We start from the raw sequence: 13,731 nt of genomic DNA on the forward strand, positions 1-13,731 counted from the left end.
AGACAAGAAAATGTAACTTTTAGACAAGAAAATGTAACAATTAGACAAGGTTGGCAGGAATATGTTATTATTCAATTAATTATAATTCTTCAAGGAAGGTAACCAATTGAACACGATAACTTTCTTATCTTTGTTATTGGTCTCGTTTCCCGAAGCGATCCTGGTGGCTGCCCTGGGGTTTCTACTGGTAGGACTCAGACCCTGGTGGCGCGATTTACTAATAATCGGAGTTTTACAGGCGGGTTTTGCTTATGTCATCAGGCTCTTGCCGGTACCTTTCGGGCTCCACTCAATTTTTGAAACATTTTTATTCATTCTAAATATTCGCGTGGTTACCCGCCTGCCATTCAGGATAGTAATGCTTGCTTCTTTACTTGGCCTAATTTTTTACGGCTCGGTAGAAACCGTAGCGATACAGTTCTTGCTGCATGTCAAAGGTTTTTCGCTGACTGATGCCTGGAATTACACTTTTATCAGAGTTTTATACTTTCTTCCTCAAGCCTTTGTCATGCTGATATTTATAGTTGCCTGTAAAATTTTTAATATATCTTTAATCGGTTATTCTCAAGCATATAGTTATTCAGGGTACTTATCAAGAAAAGAAATGCAAAAATACTTAAAGGAAGAAATTATTAATAAGCACAATATTTTTATCTTTGTAGTCGTTCTTTTGCCCGTACTGTTGCTGACGATCTTAAACAGTGCTTTTAACGCGGTCAGGTTGAATATTTTTCCGGGGGAACATTTTATTATCTTTAACGGACTCATGGGGTTATTTATCATTGTTTTAACGGTACTGTCCACTGTCGCCGTCAAAAAAATCGGACAGCACGTGGAAAAGGAATACGAGGCCAAGAGAGCGGAGGAAAACTTAAAACAGATCAAACAATTAATTGATTCTTCCAGAAAACAGAGGCATGATTTCCACCACCAGCTGCAAACCATTTACGGGTTGTTGGAAGGCGGTTATTTTGAGAGAGCGCGGGATTATATAGGCGGGGTATTCGGCGATGTATCCAAAACTGTGGATTTGATAAAAACTGATAATTTTAGTGTCAGCGCCCTTCTCTACACGAAAATAGGCCTGGCCGAAGCCAGAAGCATAGAAATGGAAATAAACATTGAATGCAGTCTCAAAGAAATACCTTTAACTCCTCGTGAGACAAGCTCATTGCTGGGAAATCTGATTGATAACGCTCTTGAAGCCGTGGAAGACAAAACCGGTGATTTCAGGCAGGTAAAAGTAAAAATAGCACGTGAATACGGGATGTACATAATCATCATAAGCAATACGGGGGACCCGATCATGCCTGAAATCAAAGACAATGTCTTCAAGCCGGATTTTACGACGAAAGAAGGTCACTCAGGTTTGGGCCTGTCAATCATCAAAGATATTGTAACAAAATACCGCGGTAACATTGAGATTATCAGCGATCCTGAAGAGACGACCTTTGCCGTCACAATACCATCAAAAAAGAGGTAGATTTAATGAATTTAAACCAGATGGCCACGGAAACCGCGAACTACCTTTCCAGGGAACTGGCGCTGGATATTGGTAAAATTGATACACTGCGCTTCGGCCTGGAAATTATTTTTGCCACCCTCATCAAAGGGGTTATTCTGCTCAGTCTGGCGCACTTCCTGGGCATATTTGCCGAAGTAGCTTTTGCCATCGCCTGTGGGGCCATTTACCGGCTCCTAAGCGGCGGAGCCCACTGCTCCGGTTACTGGAGATGCCTCACCCTGGGAGTTTTTACTTTTCTTGGCACCGGAGAATTGGGAATATATTGGGGACGTTGCCTATCAATCAATTTCCTGACATATGCGTTGCTGGCCGGCTACGTAACATCCTTCTGCTGTGTGATAGCTTGGGTGCCGGGGGAAGTGCCCTATAAAAAGATCACAAATATTTCTGAAAGGAGAATGTTTAAAATTCTTTCACTGACCTATTTAAGTCTATGGCTGGCGGCCAGTATAGCGATTGCCCACTATGCCTACTTATCCCTCGCTATTGCCGGCCTTGCCGCCGTCATTATCCAGACAATCAGTTTTTCCCCGCCTGGTTATCAGGTCATCCATAAGTTTGATGACTTTTTAACAGCACTATATAAGAGAAAGGAGGTGTCCAACCAATGCTGAGATTCATTAAAAAACTATCGTTTACTCCTGTTGTCACGGTAGCTTTATTAGTTGCCGCGGTCGGTTTCAAACCGGCTTGTTTCTTCTGGTTTTACCAACCCGCTCCTCCCGTAAAATCCAAATAAAGGACGGAGTAATTTCACATGAGAATAACTGTCTTTATTGCTGAAGATGACCCGGACATGCGATATGTGCTCAGAAAAGTAGTTGAAGAAGTTGAAGGTGTAAGAGTCATTGGCGAGGCCGGAGATGGGTTGGATGCTATAAAGTTAATCGGAGAACTGGCTCCCCAAGTGGTTTTTGTAGATATCGGTATTCCTGGAAAAGACGGTGTTGCCCTGGCCCAGGAGATATTTGACATCAATCCCATGACCTTTATCGTATTTGCCACAGCTTTCAGCGAATTTAGAGAAAAAGCCTTTGATATCTATGCTTTCGACTATCTCGTCAAGCCCTTTAAAATGAACCGGGTCCGGCAGACAATGGAAAGGGTCAAAGCGGTTCTGTCCGGAAAAGCTGCCGTCAGGTCAAAGCCTAACTTAAGATATTTTAATAAAAATATCAGCAGAAGACAATTTTTTAGAAATGACAACAAGTTTGTTTATTTAAATCTTGATGATGTCATCTATGTTACCAAGGAAGGCCGCAAGTCCACGATCTATTTTATCGGCGGACAAGTTCAAACAAACGATAAGCTGTCTGTCCTGGAAGAGCAATTGAAAGGGTATCCGTTCTTCAGAAGCCATAGCGGGTTCATTGTAAATTTAAAAATGGTCAAGGAACTTATTCCAACCGGCAGAAGCAGCTATGAGCTGGTTATGGAAAATACCAAGCGAAGGCCTTTAATAACAGTGGAAAAATTTAAAGAACTGGAAGAATTGACAAATGCCAAAGTTCCAAAGAGCGGTTGAAGGGTTCTAAACGAGCCCTTCTTTTTTTATCAATCTAAATTCAGACAAAATTTAGCAAGAATTAGACACGATATTGCTATTTTTAGACAACAAATATAGACAATCACTCCTTAAATTGCTAACTTTAGATTGGCAATATAAAGAACACAGCGGAGGTGAATTGATCTCTTATTCCATTACTAAATGAATCCTGGAGAACAATGTTCAGGTGTGAAAGGAGGAGAACCATGACAGTTACTACCGTAGCCATGATTAGCGCCGGCACGGCTGCCGCAGTCCCATCCTTGGTGACCGGGTTCGGCCTGATTGCCACGATAACCTTGATCGCGTTGCTTATCGCAAAGGAACTGGCGGGGGCGGCCGCGGAGAATTCATCCGTTTCGGAAGTTACCCTGCCCGGCGCGCTGGATAGGGCCTTGAATGTTGGCATCATTCCGTTGTTGATGGTTTTTGTCTCAATCGTATTCGTAAATATCGTAAAGATCCTTTAATAAGCCGGCAATGAAAGGAACTGTCGTATGAAACATGATGTCGTAGTAATTGGTGGAGGTCCGGCGGGCTGTGAGACTGCCCGACTCATTGCTGAAAAAGGATATAGGGTGCTGGTAGCCGAGGAGCACCGGCAAATAGGCGAGCCTTTGCAGTGTTCGGGACTCGTCAGTCTTAGAACACTGCAAGCTACGGCCATGCCGGATGACCTAATCATCAACCAGATCCACGGTGCTTTTGTGCACTCTCCCGGCGGAGAAACGCTTTTTTTCAGGGAGCAAAAGGTATATGCCCTGGTGATCGACCGCGCGGAATTTGACCGTACGTTGTCGGAAAGAGCCCAGCGCGCCGGCGTGGAAATCCTGACCGGGGTCAGAGCCGGCATAGGTGAATTTTTTACCGATGGGGTGAGCGTAAAGTTAAAATTTCGCGGCGGAGAGTCTACGGTCAGGACCTGCCTGGTGATTGGCGCAGACGGAGCCAACTCGCGTGTCGCTCGCCGGATCAGCGCTCCCAAAGCGGAGGACATGATCCGCATGTGCGCGGCCGAAGTGGAACTGCAGTGTCGGGAAAAAGATATGGTTCATATCTTCCTGGGCGGGGATATCGCGCCGGGCTGGTTCGGATGGGTCATACCGGTGGATGAAAAGCATGCGCGGGTGGGGATCGGGGTAAGCGGGAGGGACAAGCACCCAAGAACTTTTTTTAACAAAATGGTGAAGGCCCATCCCGGAATTTTTCAGGGGATGAAAATTATCCGCGGTACGAGCGGCGTTGTCCCCGTTGGTTCTCTTGCCAGAATTTACGGAAGGAGAACCTTGCTGGTGGGGGATGCCGCCTGCCAGACCAAGCCAATATCAGGGGGAGGGCTGTATCTTGGACTGCTGGGTGCGGAACTCTGTGCCAAAGTAGCGGCTAAAGCGCTCGCGAAAGGAAATCTATCCCCGCATTTCCTTAGGGAATACCAGCGGTTATGGGAAAAAGAGATGGCTGACGAAATACAGACGGCCCTCAGGCACAGGAATATTTTCCTTACTATGTCCGACAGGGACATGGACAAATTAATCCGGTTTTTAAGCCGTCCCTTATGGCAGGGGATCATATCAAGATACGGCGATATCGACTATCCGTCAAGGTTGGCAGACAAGCTATCCTTTGCCGGACCCTGGGCGGAAAAATTTATTATGGCGGGATTTAAAAAAATACTCTACTACTGCTCGGCAACCCGGGCCTAGAAAAATAAAATTGCGCTTTTGACAGTCGATAATTTTTTATGCGAGGAGGGTGGGTTTGGGTGAATAACAAAAGGGCGGAAAGTTTTTTCAATGATACCAAATACAGCTTGATTATACCGGCCTACAACGAAGAAGAAGGATTGCCCATTGTTTTAAATGATGTCTTTAAGTTGATTGATGAAAGTTTTGAAGTAATTGTTGTGGACGATGGTTCCTCAGACAGAACCAGAGAGGTGGCGCAAAGGTTTCCCTGCCGGGTTATTTCCCACGAGCGCAACTCCGGCAAAGGCGCCGCCATGAAAACCGGCATCAAAGAAGCCAGGGGAGAAAACATTATATTCATTGATGCTGACAATACTTACCCGCCGGAAGGAATTTTGGCATTAGCGAAAGCTTTGGAAAACTATGATATGGCTTTGGCCTCGCGTAAAACCGGTCATGAAAATATCCCGGCCTTTAATAGAATCGGTAATGCCATGTTTAGAAACAGTATTCGATATATATATGGTTTTCAGGGATATGACCCCCTGACAGGTTTATATGGAATGAAGAGAACTTACCTCAAGAGCATGAATCTTGAATCCAAAGGGTTTGGCATAGAGTCGGAAATATGTATTAAGGCTGCCAGGATGGGACTGAGAGTGAAGGATATTCATATTACGTACCGGGACAGGGTCGGCAAAGCAAAACTAAATGGTTTAAAAGACGGCTACAGGATTTTTAAGACTATTTTAAAATTCTTTCCGCTAGTATTCCGGCGTATTGAAAAACCGGGCCTGCCGGGCTGAGATTGGTTTTCTACAAGAGGATAACGTTTATGAGAATATGTGTAGTGGGTTCTTCCAAAAAGTTTTTCAGCGGCATCTCCGCTTATACGATTGTGATGGCAAACGCCTTTGCGGAGCAGGGGCATAAGGTGTCCGTCATATTGCTGCAAAATCTGGTGCCCTTGTTTTTATACCCGGGCCGGGATCGTGTCGGCAAAGGAGAATACACAATAGATTTCCGTCCCGAAATAGAGGTCTATAACGGTATGGACTGGAATGCTCCCGCATCCTGGATAGGAGCGCAACGGTTTCTGTCACGCCAAAAGCCGGATGCCATTATAATGCATTGGTGGACATCCTCTGTGGCGCATATGCAGTTTTTTTTAGCCGTATCCAGGCGTATGAACGGCATTAGACCCAAGCTTATTCTTGAAATGCATGAAGTGGTGGACACCTTGGAGGAAAAAATATTTCCGATCCGGGTTTATTCCAGGGTGGGCGGGAAAGCGTTAATCAGAGCGTGCGACGGTTACACGGCCCACTCTGAGGAGGCCAGGCAGGCCATTATGAAAACTTATAAGCTGGCCGGGGAAAAAATAAATGTCGTTCCCCATGGACCTTACAATATGTATGAAACATTGGACAGGGAGCTTGCCAGACAAGAAATTAATTTAAAGGGGTTTACCATTCTTTATTTTGGGATGATCCGCCAGTATAAAGGAGTGTCCTTATTAGTGAAGGCGTTTAACAATATATCGCCGGAATCGGCTAACAATATGCACCTGGTCATCGCCGGCGAGAACTGGGGTGACGATACGGAGCTGGCGCAGGTTCTGGAGAATACACCGCACAAAGACAGAATTATCTACAAGCCGGAATTTATACCTGACGAGGCTGTTCCCAAGCTCTTTACCGCGGCCGACGTGGTGGTATTGCCTTACTGGCGAACCTGCGGCAGCGGGGTAATAAATATCGCGGTGGCTCAAGGCAAACCGGTGATTACAGCGGAGCTTGACACCCTGGTTGAGTGTCTTGAGGGGTATGGCGGAGCAAGGTTCTTTCCAGTAGGAAATGTTGACGCCTTGCGTGACGGTCTTCTGGAGGCTTATGAAAATTGGGTGGTGAACGGAGTCCAGAACTACCGGTTTACGGGTACTTCCTGGGAAGCCATCGTGAAAAAATATGAAGACATCATCGGAGAAATGGCCAAGCGCGAGCGCGGCTAAAAGGTAATTCATGATTGAAAGGATTACGAAAAAATGCTAAAAATCAGCTTTATGACGGAAGTAGGTCACCGCCTGGCACGCTATAAGGCCCAAAGCCTACTGGGCTTTCCGCAAACGCGGCCTTTAAGCCTCACAGTCAGCATTACGCAGAAATGCAACAGCAGGTGCAAGACCTGCAATATCTGGAAGGACCCCAGGAATGAGCAGCCCGGTAAAGAACTTACTCTCGACGAATATGACAAGATTTTTCGGAGTATCGGACGGTCCGTGATCTGGTATACCTTGAGTGGCGGGGAGCCTTTCCTGAGGAAGGATATTGTTGAGATTGTCAGATCGATTATCAAAAACTCGGCTCCCAAGGTGCTGATTATTCCTACGAACGGCCTGCTGGTTGACCGGATTGTCAGGGAAACAGAGCGTATTTTAAGCATTCTTCCATTGCATGCCACCTTAATTATCAATTTATCGCTTGACGGGATTGGGGAAAGGCATGACGAAATAAGGGGCGTACCCGGAAATTTCGCAAGGTTCATGAAGACTTTTAACGCTTTGAAAGAGCTGAAAAAAACCTATCCTCACTCCTTTGAGCTGGGAGTGCACAGCGTTGTTTCCAAATTCAATGTGGAGAAGATATTGGAGCTATTTGACTATGTCAAAAAACGTTTAGTCCCGGACTCCTATATTTGCGAGATTGCTGAAAACAGGGAGGAGTTGCTGAACGTAACCGACCATATCGCGCCGTCAATCGACCTTTACGAAAGAACAATCCGTCCTTTACAGCATGAAATCAGGGAAAGCCTGCTGCGGAATAAAGGCATTACCGGCCTGATCCAGGCTTTCAGGCTAAAATACTATGATTATGTCATTACGGAAATGAGAGAGAAAAGAAGAATCATACCCTGCTACGCAGGTCGTGTCTCGGCGCAGATATCGCCCTGGGGGGATGTCTGGCCCTGCTGCATATTGGCCTATAAGGCGGATATGGGCAATCTCAGGGATTTTGACCTGGACTTCAACAAGTTCTGGCACTCCGCAAAGGCGGCTCAGGTAAGGAATCAGGTGTTTAAGGGAGACTGCTACTGTCCCATGGCCAATGTGCACTACACAAACATGACGCTTACTCCAAAGGCGATGATGGGAGTCATGGGCAATTATCTTGGGGCCAGGATGGGTATGAAATAAAGGTTTGGGGTGCGGTGCAATGAGTAGGATATTCCTTACGGGCACCACTGGTTTTATCGGCGGTCACCTGGTCAGACACCTGGCCAGGCGGGGTGAACAGGTCACCTGCCTGGTTAGAAAAGAGAATGCCTTGAAAGGGTCTCCGCATATTAAGCTGCTGAAAGAAGAGCTGGGTGCTTTGTGCGACCGGGAGCTTGCCTGCAGGTTAATCAGCGGGCACGATTACGTTATCCACTGCGCGGCTATCCGCGGGGAGATGAGACTGCCCTGGTCGGATTATTTCAAGATAAACGTTGACGCCACCTGTTCCTTGCTTGAAGCAGCCGGGCGGGCGGGCGTAAAAAAATTTTTGTACCTGAGCAGCGTCGGGGTCTTGGGCACAATGCCGCTGCGCCTGCCTGCCAGTGAAGACACCCCGTATAATCCCGATAGCAATTACCACAGGTCAAAAGCACTGGCCGAAAAGCAGGTCATAGAATGCTCTAGCAGTGGTCTTGATACGGTGGTGATACGTCCTTCCATCACTTATGGACCTGAGGACAACGGGTTTTTATTAAGGATAATCCGCATGGCTGAAAAAGGTTACTTCCCTTTAATCAGCGGGGGGAAAAATAAAATTCACCTTACCTATGTCGATGGTCTGGTCGACGCTATGGTAAAAGCGCTTGATTCATCTTTGGGAAGTGGAAAAAGGGTTTATACAATTGTTGATTCACAGCCCATTTGCTTTAAAGAGTTGATTGAAATGATCGCCGACAGTTTGGGACGCAAGGTAAAAATTATTAACATTCCCTCAAAAACACTGTTATTCCTGGGCACACGGAGTTATGACGCCATCCTTGGACCGGTTAAAAAAAGTCCCTCTTTAACCATGAGCGCCAAGATTTTAGCTTTACCGTGGTATTACGATGCCGGCAGGGCCAAAAGAGAATTGTCTTACACGCCTTTCGACACGCGGAAACGTGTTCCCGAAACAGTGCGGTGGCTTAAAGAAAACGGATGGCTAAATTAGCAGAGGAGTAAAGTTAATGATCAGTGAACAAATCCCGGTAACTCCGGATGATAATCTTATCCAGTTCGGAATGTTGTATGAGAAATACATATTCAGCAAGATCGTACGCGATTTAGTGGCGAAGTATAAAATCAAAAGCGTCTGTGAATTTCCCTGCAACCAGTTAATGGGTAAGGATAACAACGAGTATTTTAGGGAAAACGGTTGCGAAGTCGACCGGTATCGGTTATATCCTGAAGGCAATACAAAAAAATATGACCTGATTTGGAATTTTTGTGAATTTGAAAACTGCCCGTCCTCTCAATACCTGGTCTCAAAGATGAAGAATTTATCCAGGAGCTATCTCCTGGTGATTACTCAGAACCGGTATAATGTGCTGCTTTTGCATTACTGGTATCATGTGTACAAAGGGACAGCCTGGGATCACGGCGTGTTGTCAAAAATGAATAATACCCCCATCAAAAGAGAGTTTCGGCGTCAAAACATAGAGGTGCTCAAAGTGGGTGCTTTTGACGTGCCCTGGTTTGTGTTGGATTTTTATGAGGGAGGGAAATTTTTTAGGGGTATGGCGCCTAAAACTATGATTAAAACCCAGGATATAAAAGAAAGTTTTTTTGAAAAACTGCCCAAACCGTTTAAATTGCTGCTGGCTCACCACCATTATGTACTGGGACGAAGGGGGTAGAGCATGAAAATATTAATGGTGTTGGATGCAAATGACGGCCGGGGCATGTACAGGCACGGATATATCCTGGCAAAAGAGCTGGCCATACTAAAGCACAAGGTCAGCATTGTTTATATCGACCCGGAAGAAAGCGTCAGTCACGAGGATAATGTAAAAGTCTACAAGATATGCGGGTTTGTTCAAAAGTTTGGCTTTCTCTACGCGCAGAGCAATGTCAGGCACCATGCCCCGGTTCCTGACGGTGTGGTGGTGAAAAAGCTTGAGGGGATAATCGAAGCTGAGCAGCCTGATCTGATCCACGTGCACGGATGGGTGCTTTATTCGGTGGCAAAGTTGAAGTCAAAATTCAAGGTGCCCCTGATTACTACCTTACATGATTACGGCTACTTTTGCCCCACTAAAACTTTATTAAGGGACAACAGGCATTTGTGTGAACAGCACTCTTTAAACGGTTGCTTGAACTGCGGCAAAAAGTTTTATGGCGTGGCGAAAGACCTTCTTACCCTCTATGGCGTCAGAACGCACCATAATCTCTTGAACTCATCGGTGGATAAATATATTGCCGTCAGTTCTTATGTGAAACAAAGATATGTGAGCGCCGGATTTCCGGAAGAGAAGATTACCGTTATACCTAATTTCTATAATCCGGCAGAGATGGCCCAAGGAACAAATGATCATGTCAACGAGCTGCCGGAAGACTTTATTCTCTATGTCGGTGAGTTTACTCCTTTTAAAGGTGTTGATATATTAGCGGAAGCTTTCAGCGGAATAAAGACGAAGACAAAACTCGTTTTGATGGGCAGGCCGAAGTATGCCGGCCTGCGAAAGGATAATATTATCGTATTTGAAAATCCCCCCAGAAAATTAGTTGTAACAGCTTTTAAGAAATGCAGGTTTGTGGTAATTCCCTCTATATGGGCCGATCCCTGTCCAACTGTGGCATTTGAAGCGATGGCTTGCGGAAAGGCGATTGTGGCATCTAATATTGGCGGCTTGCAAGATATTGTGAAGAATAATAAAACTGGGATTCTAGTTGAACCTGGTGATAAGGGGAAATTAGCTGATGTGATTGAGTTGTCTTTAAATAAAGGGGATTACTCTGAGAAATTCATTAATAATTTTTTTAAAAAGCATTTTTCTTTGAAAAAAGTTGTCGCTTCTATTAATGACTATTATCAGCTTGCTTAACCTAAGGTGATAATCTACCGGGTTATGGTTATGGGGAGGGGCCAAAATGATCAGATTAAAAGAATTTGATAACATTCGTGGTATAGCAATCATTGCTGTCATCATGATTCATATCGGTGCGGGTATTCTCTTGGTAGAACCATCGACACACACCTTGAAAGTTCCGATGAGTACATTTTTTGTCTATCACCAATTGACTGGTTTCGCGGTTTCTGCCTTCATTACATGCTCGGGCATATTGCTGTGCATGCGATACAAGGATAAGCAGTTTAATTATCTCAATTTCGTCGGCTCCCGAAGCCTTATTCTCATTCCGTATGTTATCTGGTCGTTAATCTACCTGGAGTATACCGGCAAACTGGCCGGTATTTCCAAGGCGGATTTATTCACGGCACTCGGCAACGGAAGCGCCTACTGGCACTTATATTTTATTCCCTTGGTTTACTGCCTCTATTTACTATTCCCTTTATTCAGGTTTGTCGTCAGAAAAATTAAAACACCATGGTGGTTGGTATTAGCCTTGGTTCTTCAGCATTACTTCCAAATACGTCTGCAAAATGCCGTCTCAAAAGAAGTGCTGGACTTTTTTCAGGTGCGGTTCTTCCTATTTCTTTTCCTGGCAGGCTGCTATATCGGGCAGTATTATGATGAATTCAAGGTCTTTATTAATAAATATATAAATGCCATTATCGGTTTACTTGGCACGGTACTCCTCTTTAAAATATGCGTTTTTTATTACACCGCATTAGTGCTGAAAAAGACCGTTACAGAGATTCCCCAGACCGTTACCTTTGAAAATAAACTTTACACCCTGTGCATTATTGTTCTATTTATTTACCTCGCTCCACACCTTAAGAGCAGTCTTTTAGGCAGATTTGGGGCAAATTCGTTTGGCATATACCTGTCTCATCCCCTTATCTTGAAAATTTTATACGCATTCTTTAAAGAGTTAAACCTAATTAACCTTAGGAGTGAAGGGGCTTTTGCAGTTCTAGTGATAACACTGTTTGCCAGTTATCTGCTGACAGAAGGACTTAACAGGGTACCACTCGGCTACCTGCTGATAGGGCGAAATGACAGGCCGATAAATATCCCCTTCCCCGCGCAAAAAAGCGCCTCCGGTTAATTATTTTTCCAAAGCCCCATACCGTTTGCTAAATGCGATTTCGATGAGGAGGGCCTTAAACTGGTTATAAAAAGACTTCCCGCGCTAGTAGCCTTGATTATTTTTCTTGCGGCTGTTTGCTTGCCCTATTACCTGCAATATGCCGAGCCATATTTCTCTCCCAGCGTGATCAATGGCATCAACATATATGAAAACAGTCATATTGTTGACTCCAGCGATTTGAAATTAGCGCAAAAGAGACTTGCCAGCGACTTGGAAATAGAAGAGTCTTACCCTTTGCCCGGTATACTTCATGCTGTTTTGATCTCTGTCACGGGACTGCCGTATGAGAAGGTGGCTTACATACCTGTTGCCGGATTAGGCAGCCTATTATTCTTCGTGTTGGCCAGATACGTGTTATCTAGTAAGAGTAACGGCTACGCATTGTTATTGGCCATGACCTACTTCGGATTGAATGTATTCACGAACTTTCAGGCTTTAACGAATGGCAGAGCCATTCTGGGGGCCATAGTGTTGGTTCTCTTTGTAATTAGTTTTATCCGGCTTTTAGAGAGTCCGGGAGAGAAAATCTTTCCATGGTTGATTACATGTTTGATTTCCGCCGCCATGGCTGGAGGGACCTATTACACCGCCACATTGGCAATTATTATTGTAATAATTATTAGCTTCGCAGCTACTAAGAACAAGTTTCGGGTTATTTCACGCGGTAACGTTGCCCTGCCACGGGGGATTTCCACCTTGGTATTAGCCATTTTTTTGTTCCTCTCGCCTCCGATACTCGCCAGGGAGATGCCTGCTCTAAGTATTCAAGAATTTTTAAATCACACCCTGGATGCGATTCGCGCGAGATTAGGAGCGGAAAATACCGGTTTGCAAGGAATCCTCCTGGGAACCGACTTGATGAGCCAAATGCGGTTATGGAGTTTGCGATTAATAATATTGATGTCTGCAGTTTCTATGGTGCTAATCGTTGCCAGCGGAATCCGCAGCCCGGAAAAACGGAATTCACGTCAATGGTTGTATACCATTATCGTATTCGGCACATGCTGTACCGCGTTGCCATATTTGTTGAAAACGTCTATCATTTCGACGCGATTCCTCGTAGCTTTTGGGTTTCTCTGTGCTTTAAGCATCATTTGCAACCTCAAAAAACATAAAATGATCTTCAGCTCGATTGTTATCGGTCTGGTGCTCATCGTCTCCGTTGCCAGCCTGAGTTTTTCCTTGCAAAAAGGCGGTTCTTTTGGTGCAAAACCTTACGCTGTCGACAAGGTCCGGCCGGTGGCAGCCTACCTGTCGCAAAATGTTGACGCCGGCTTGATAGCCGCGGACGCCGGTTACGCGTCAAACTTGTGGATACTGCTTGCAGATGAGAAAAGAAACTATAAAGTTAACGTATCACCTCTGGTAAAAGATGCGCTTACTTTAAAAGACGCTCAGGATGGTTCAGCGGCGCCTCTCCTTGATGCTCTCAAGCGCAGGGGAGCGGGGTACTTATTGATAAATACCGACGACAGGCCGTTTTTTGGCGATACCTGGGGGTATTCGGTAAATTTGCGTCGTGGTAAATGGCTGGAATCTTTACCTCTTGATGCGGTTTATGATGACGGCAGATTTCTCCTGTATAGAAACGTAGACATCAAGTAAATAGGCTCTCGGCATTAGATGGGAGGAATCATTAAATCTGGAATAAAGCAACTGGAAATTCTGGCATGCCAGGCTAAAAAGACTGTCCTTTTCACGACATTCCTAAAAATGGGCATGGCAAAGA

At 45.1% G+C, this 13,731-nt stretch carries 14 protein-coding genes; all 14 read left to right on the plus strand.

Annotated features, from left to right (window positions below):
* Positions 1 to 106 precede the first annotated feature (106 nt).
* The 14 genes from L9W92_RS13535 (at position 107) to L9W92_RS13600 (ending at position 13,607) form a co-directional block, all read left to right on the plus strand.
* On the plus strand, positions 107 to 1,483 hold the full coding sequence (locus tag L9W92_RS13535) for a sensor histidine kinase (RefSeq protein WP_240084286.1): 1,377 nt from the start codon (positions 107 to 109) through the stop codon (positions 1,481 to 1,483).
* Positions 1,484 to 1,488: 5 nt separating this feature from the next.
* The gene (locus L9W92_RS13540) at positions 1,489 to 2,139 is read left to right on the plus strand and encodes an accessory gene regulator ArgB-like protein (RefSeq protein ID WP_240084287.1); all 651 of its coding nucleotides are present in this window, start codon (positions 1,489 to 1,491) and stop codon (positions 2,137 to 2,139) included.
* On the plus strand, positions 2,133 to 2,264 hold the full coding sequence (locus L9W92_RS13545) for a cyclic lactone autoinducer peptide (RefSeq protein WP_240084288.1): 132 nt from the start codon (positions 2,133 to 2,135) through the stop codon (positions 2,262 to 2,264). Before L9W92_RS13540 ends, L9W92_RS13545 begins: the two co-directional genes overlap by 7 nt.
* Positions 2,265 to 2,282: 18 nt before the next feature.
* A complete protein-coding gene (locus L9W92_RS13550; RefSeq protein ID WP_240084289.1) occupies positions 2,283 to 3,050 on the plus strand; it encodes a LytR/AlgR family response regulator transcription factor in 768 nt (255 codons plus the stop codon).
* A 227-nt stretch (positions 3,051 to 3,277) separates the two neighbouring features.
* A complete protein-coding gene (locus L9W92_RS13555) occupies positions 3,278 to 3,541 on the plus strand; it encodes a hypothetical protein (RefSeq protein WP_240084290.1) in 264 nt (87 codons plus the stop codon).
* Positions 3,542 to 3,568: 27 nt separating this feature from the next.
* Complete coding sequence (locus L9W92_RS13560; protein WP_240084291.1) at positions 3,569 to 4,774, plus strand: geranylgeranyl reductase family protein; 1,206 nt, start codon at positions 3,569 to 3,571, stop codon at positions 4,772 to 4,774.
* A gap of 59 nt (positions 4,775 to 4,833) precedes the next feature.
* Positions 4,834 to 5,562, plus strand: a complete 729-nt coding sequence (locus L9W92_RS13565; RefSeq protein ID WP_240084292.1) for a glycosyltransferase family 2 protein — start codon at positions 4,834 to 4,836, stop codon at positions 5,560 to 5,562.
* Between the two features lie 29 nt (positions 5,563 to 5,591).
* Positions 5,592 to 6,767 carry a glycosyltransferase family 4 protein gene (locus L9W92_RS13570; RefSeq protein WP_240084293.1) on the plus strand — a complete coding sequence of 392 codons (1,176 nt, stop codon included), beginning with the start codon at positions 5,592 to 5,594 and terminating at the stop codon, positions 6,765 to 6,767.
* A gap of 33 nt (positions 6,768 to 6,800) precedes the next feature.
* Complete coding sequence (locus L9W92_RS13575) at positions 6,801 to 7,949, plus strand: radical SAM/SPASM domain-containing protein (protein ID WP_240084294.1); 1,149 nt, start codon at positions 6,801 to 6,803, stop codon at positions 7,947 to 7,949.
* 19 nt (positions 7,950 to 7,968) lie between these two features.
* Positions 7,969 to 8,961: an NAD-dependent epimerase/dehydratase family protein gene (locus L9W92_RS13580; protein WP_240084295.1), complete on the plus strand. Its 993-nt coding sequence runs from the start codon at positions 7,969 to 7,971 to the stop codon at positions 8,959 to 8,961.
* A gap of 16 nt (positions 8,962 to 8,977) precedes the next feature.
* On the plus strand, positions 8,978 to 9,646 hold the full coding sequence (locus L9W92_RS13585) for a hypothetical protein (protein ID WP_240084296.1): 669 nt from the start codon (positions 8,978 to 8,980) through the stop codon (positions 9,644 to 9,646).
* A 3-nt stretch (positions 9,647 to 9,649) separates the two neighbouring features.
* Complete coding sequence (locus tag L9W92_RS13590; protein WP_240084297.1) at positions 9,650 to 10,834, plus strand: glycosyltransferase family 4 protein; 1,185 nt, start codon at positions 9,650 to 9,652, stop codon at positions 10,832 to 10,834.
* Positions 10,835 to 10,880: 46 nt separating this feature from the next.
* The gene (locus tag L9W92_RS13595; protein WP_240084298.1) at positions 10,881 to 11,960 is read left to right on the plus strand and encodes an acyltransferase; all 1,080 of its coding nucleotides are present in this window, start codon (positions 10,881 to 10,883) and stop codon (positions 11,958 to 11,960) included.
* Between the two features lie 120 nt (positions 11,961 to 12,080).
* Complete coding sequence (locus tag L9W92_RS13600; RefSeq protein WP_240084299.1) at positions 12,081 to 13,607, plus strand: hypothetical protein; 1,527 nt, start codon at positions 12,081 to 12,083, stop codon at positions 13,605 to 13,607.
* Positions 13,608 to 13,731 lie beyond the last annotated feature (124 nt).

Source organism: Pelotomaculum terephthalicicum JT (assembly GCF_022410535.1).
GTDB classification, from domain to species: Bacteria; Bacillota; Desulfotomaculia; order Desulfotomaculales; family Pelotomaculaceae; genus Pelotomaculum_D; species Pelotomaculum_D terephthalicicum.

Bases quoted from the DNA above. Each gene is read 5' to 3' on its own strand.
- L9W92_RS13540 (WP_240084287.1), top strand. From the start codon at position 1,489: ATGAATTTAAACCAGATGGCCACGGAAACCGCGAACTACCTTTCCAGG.
- L9W92_RS13545 (WP_240084288.1), top strand. From the start codon at position 2,133: ATGCTGAGATTCATTAAAAAACTATCGTTTACTCCTGTTGTCACGGTA.
- L9W92_RS13550 (WP_240084289.1), top strand. From the start codon at position 2,283: ATGAGAATAACTGTCTTTATTGCTGAAGATGACCCGGACATGCGATAT.
- L9W92_RS13555 (WP_240084290.1), top strand. From the start codon at position 3,278: ATGACAGTTACTACCGTAGCCATGATTAGCGCCGGCACGGCTGCCGCA.
- L9W92_RS13560 (WP_240084291.1), top strand. From the start codon at position 3,569: ATGAAACATGATGTCGTAGTAATTGGTGGAGGTCCGGCGGGCTGTGAG.
- L9W92_RS13570 (WP_240084293.1), top strand. From the start codon at position 5,592: ATGAGAATATGTGTAGTGGGTTCTTCCAAAAAGTTTTTCAGCGGCATC.
- L9W92_RS13575 (WP_240084294.1), top strand. From the start codon at position 6,801: ATGCTAAAAATCAGCTTTATGACGGAAGTAGGTCACCGCCTGGCACGC.
- L9W92_RS13580 (WP_240084295.1), top strand. From the start codon at position 7,969: ATGAGTAGGATATTCCTTACGGGCACCACTGGTTTTATCGGCGGTCAC.
- L9W92_RS13585 (WP_240084296.1), top strand. From the start codon at position 8,978: ATGATCAGTGAACAAATCCCGGTAACTCCGGATGATAATCTTATCCAG.
- L9W92_RS13590 (WP_240084297.1), top strand. From the start codon at position 9,650: ATGAAAATATTAATGGTGTTGGATGCAAATGACGGCCGGGGCATGTAC.
- L9W92_RS13595 (WP_240084298.1), top strand. From the start codon at position 10,881: ATGATCAGATTAAAAGAATTTGATAACATTCGTGGTATAGCAATCATT.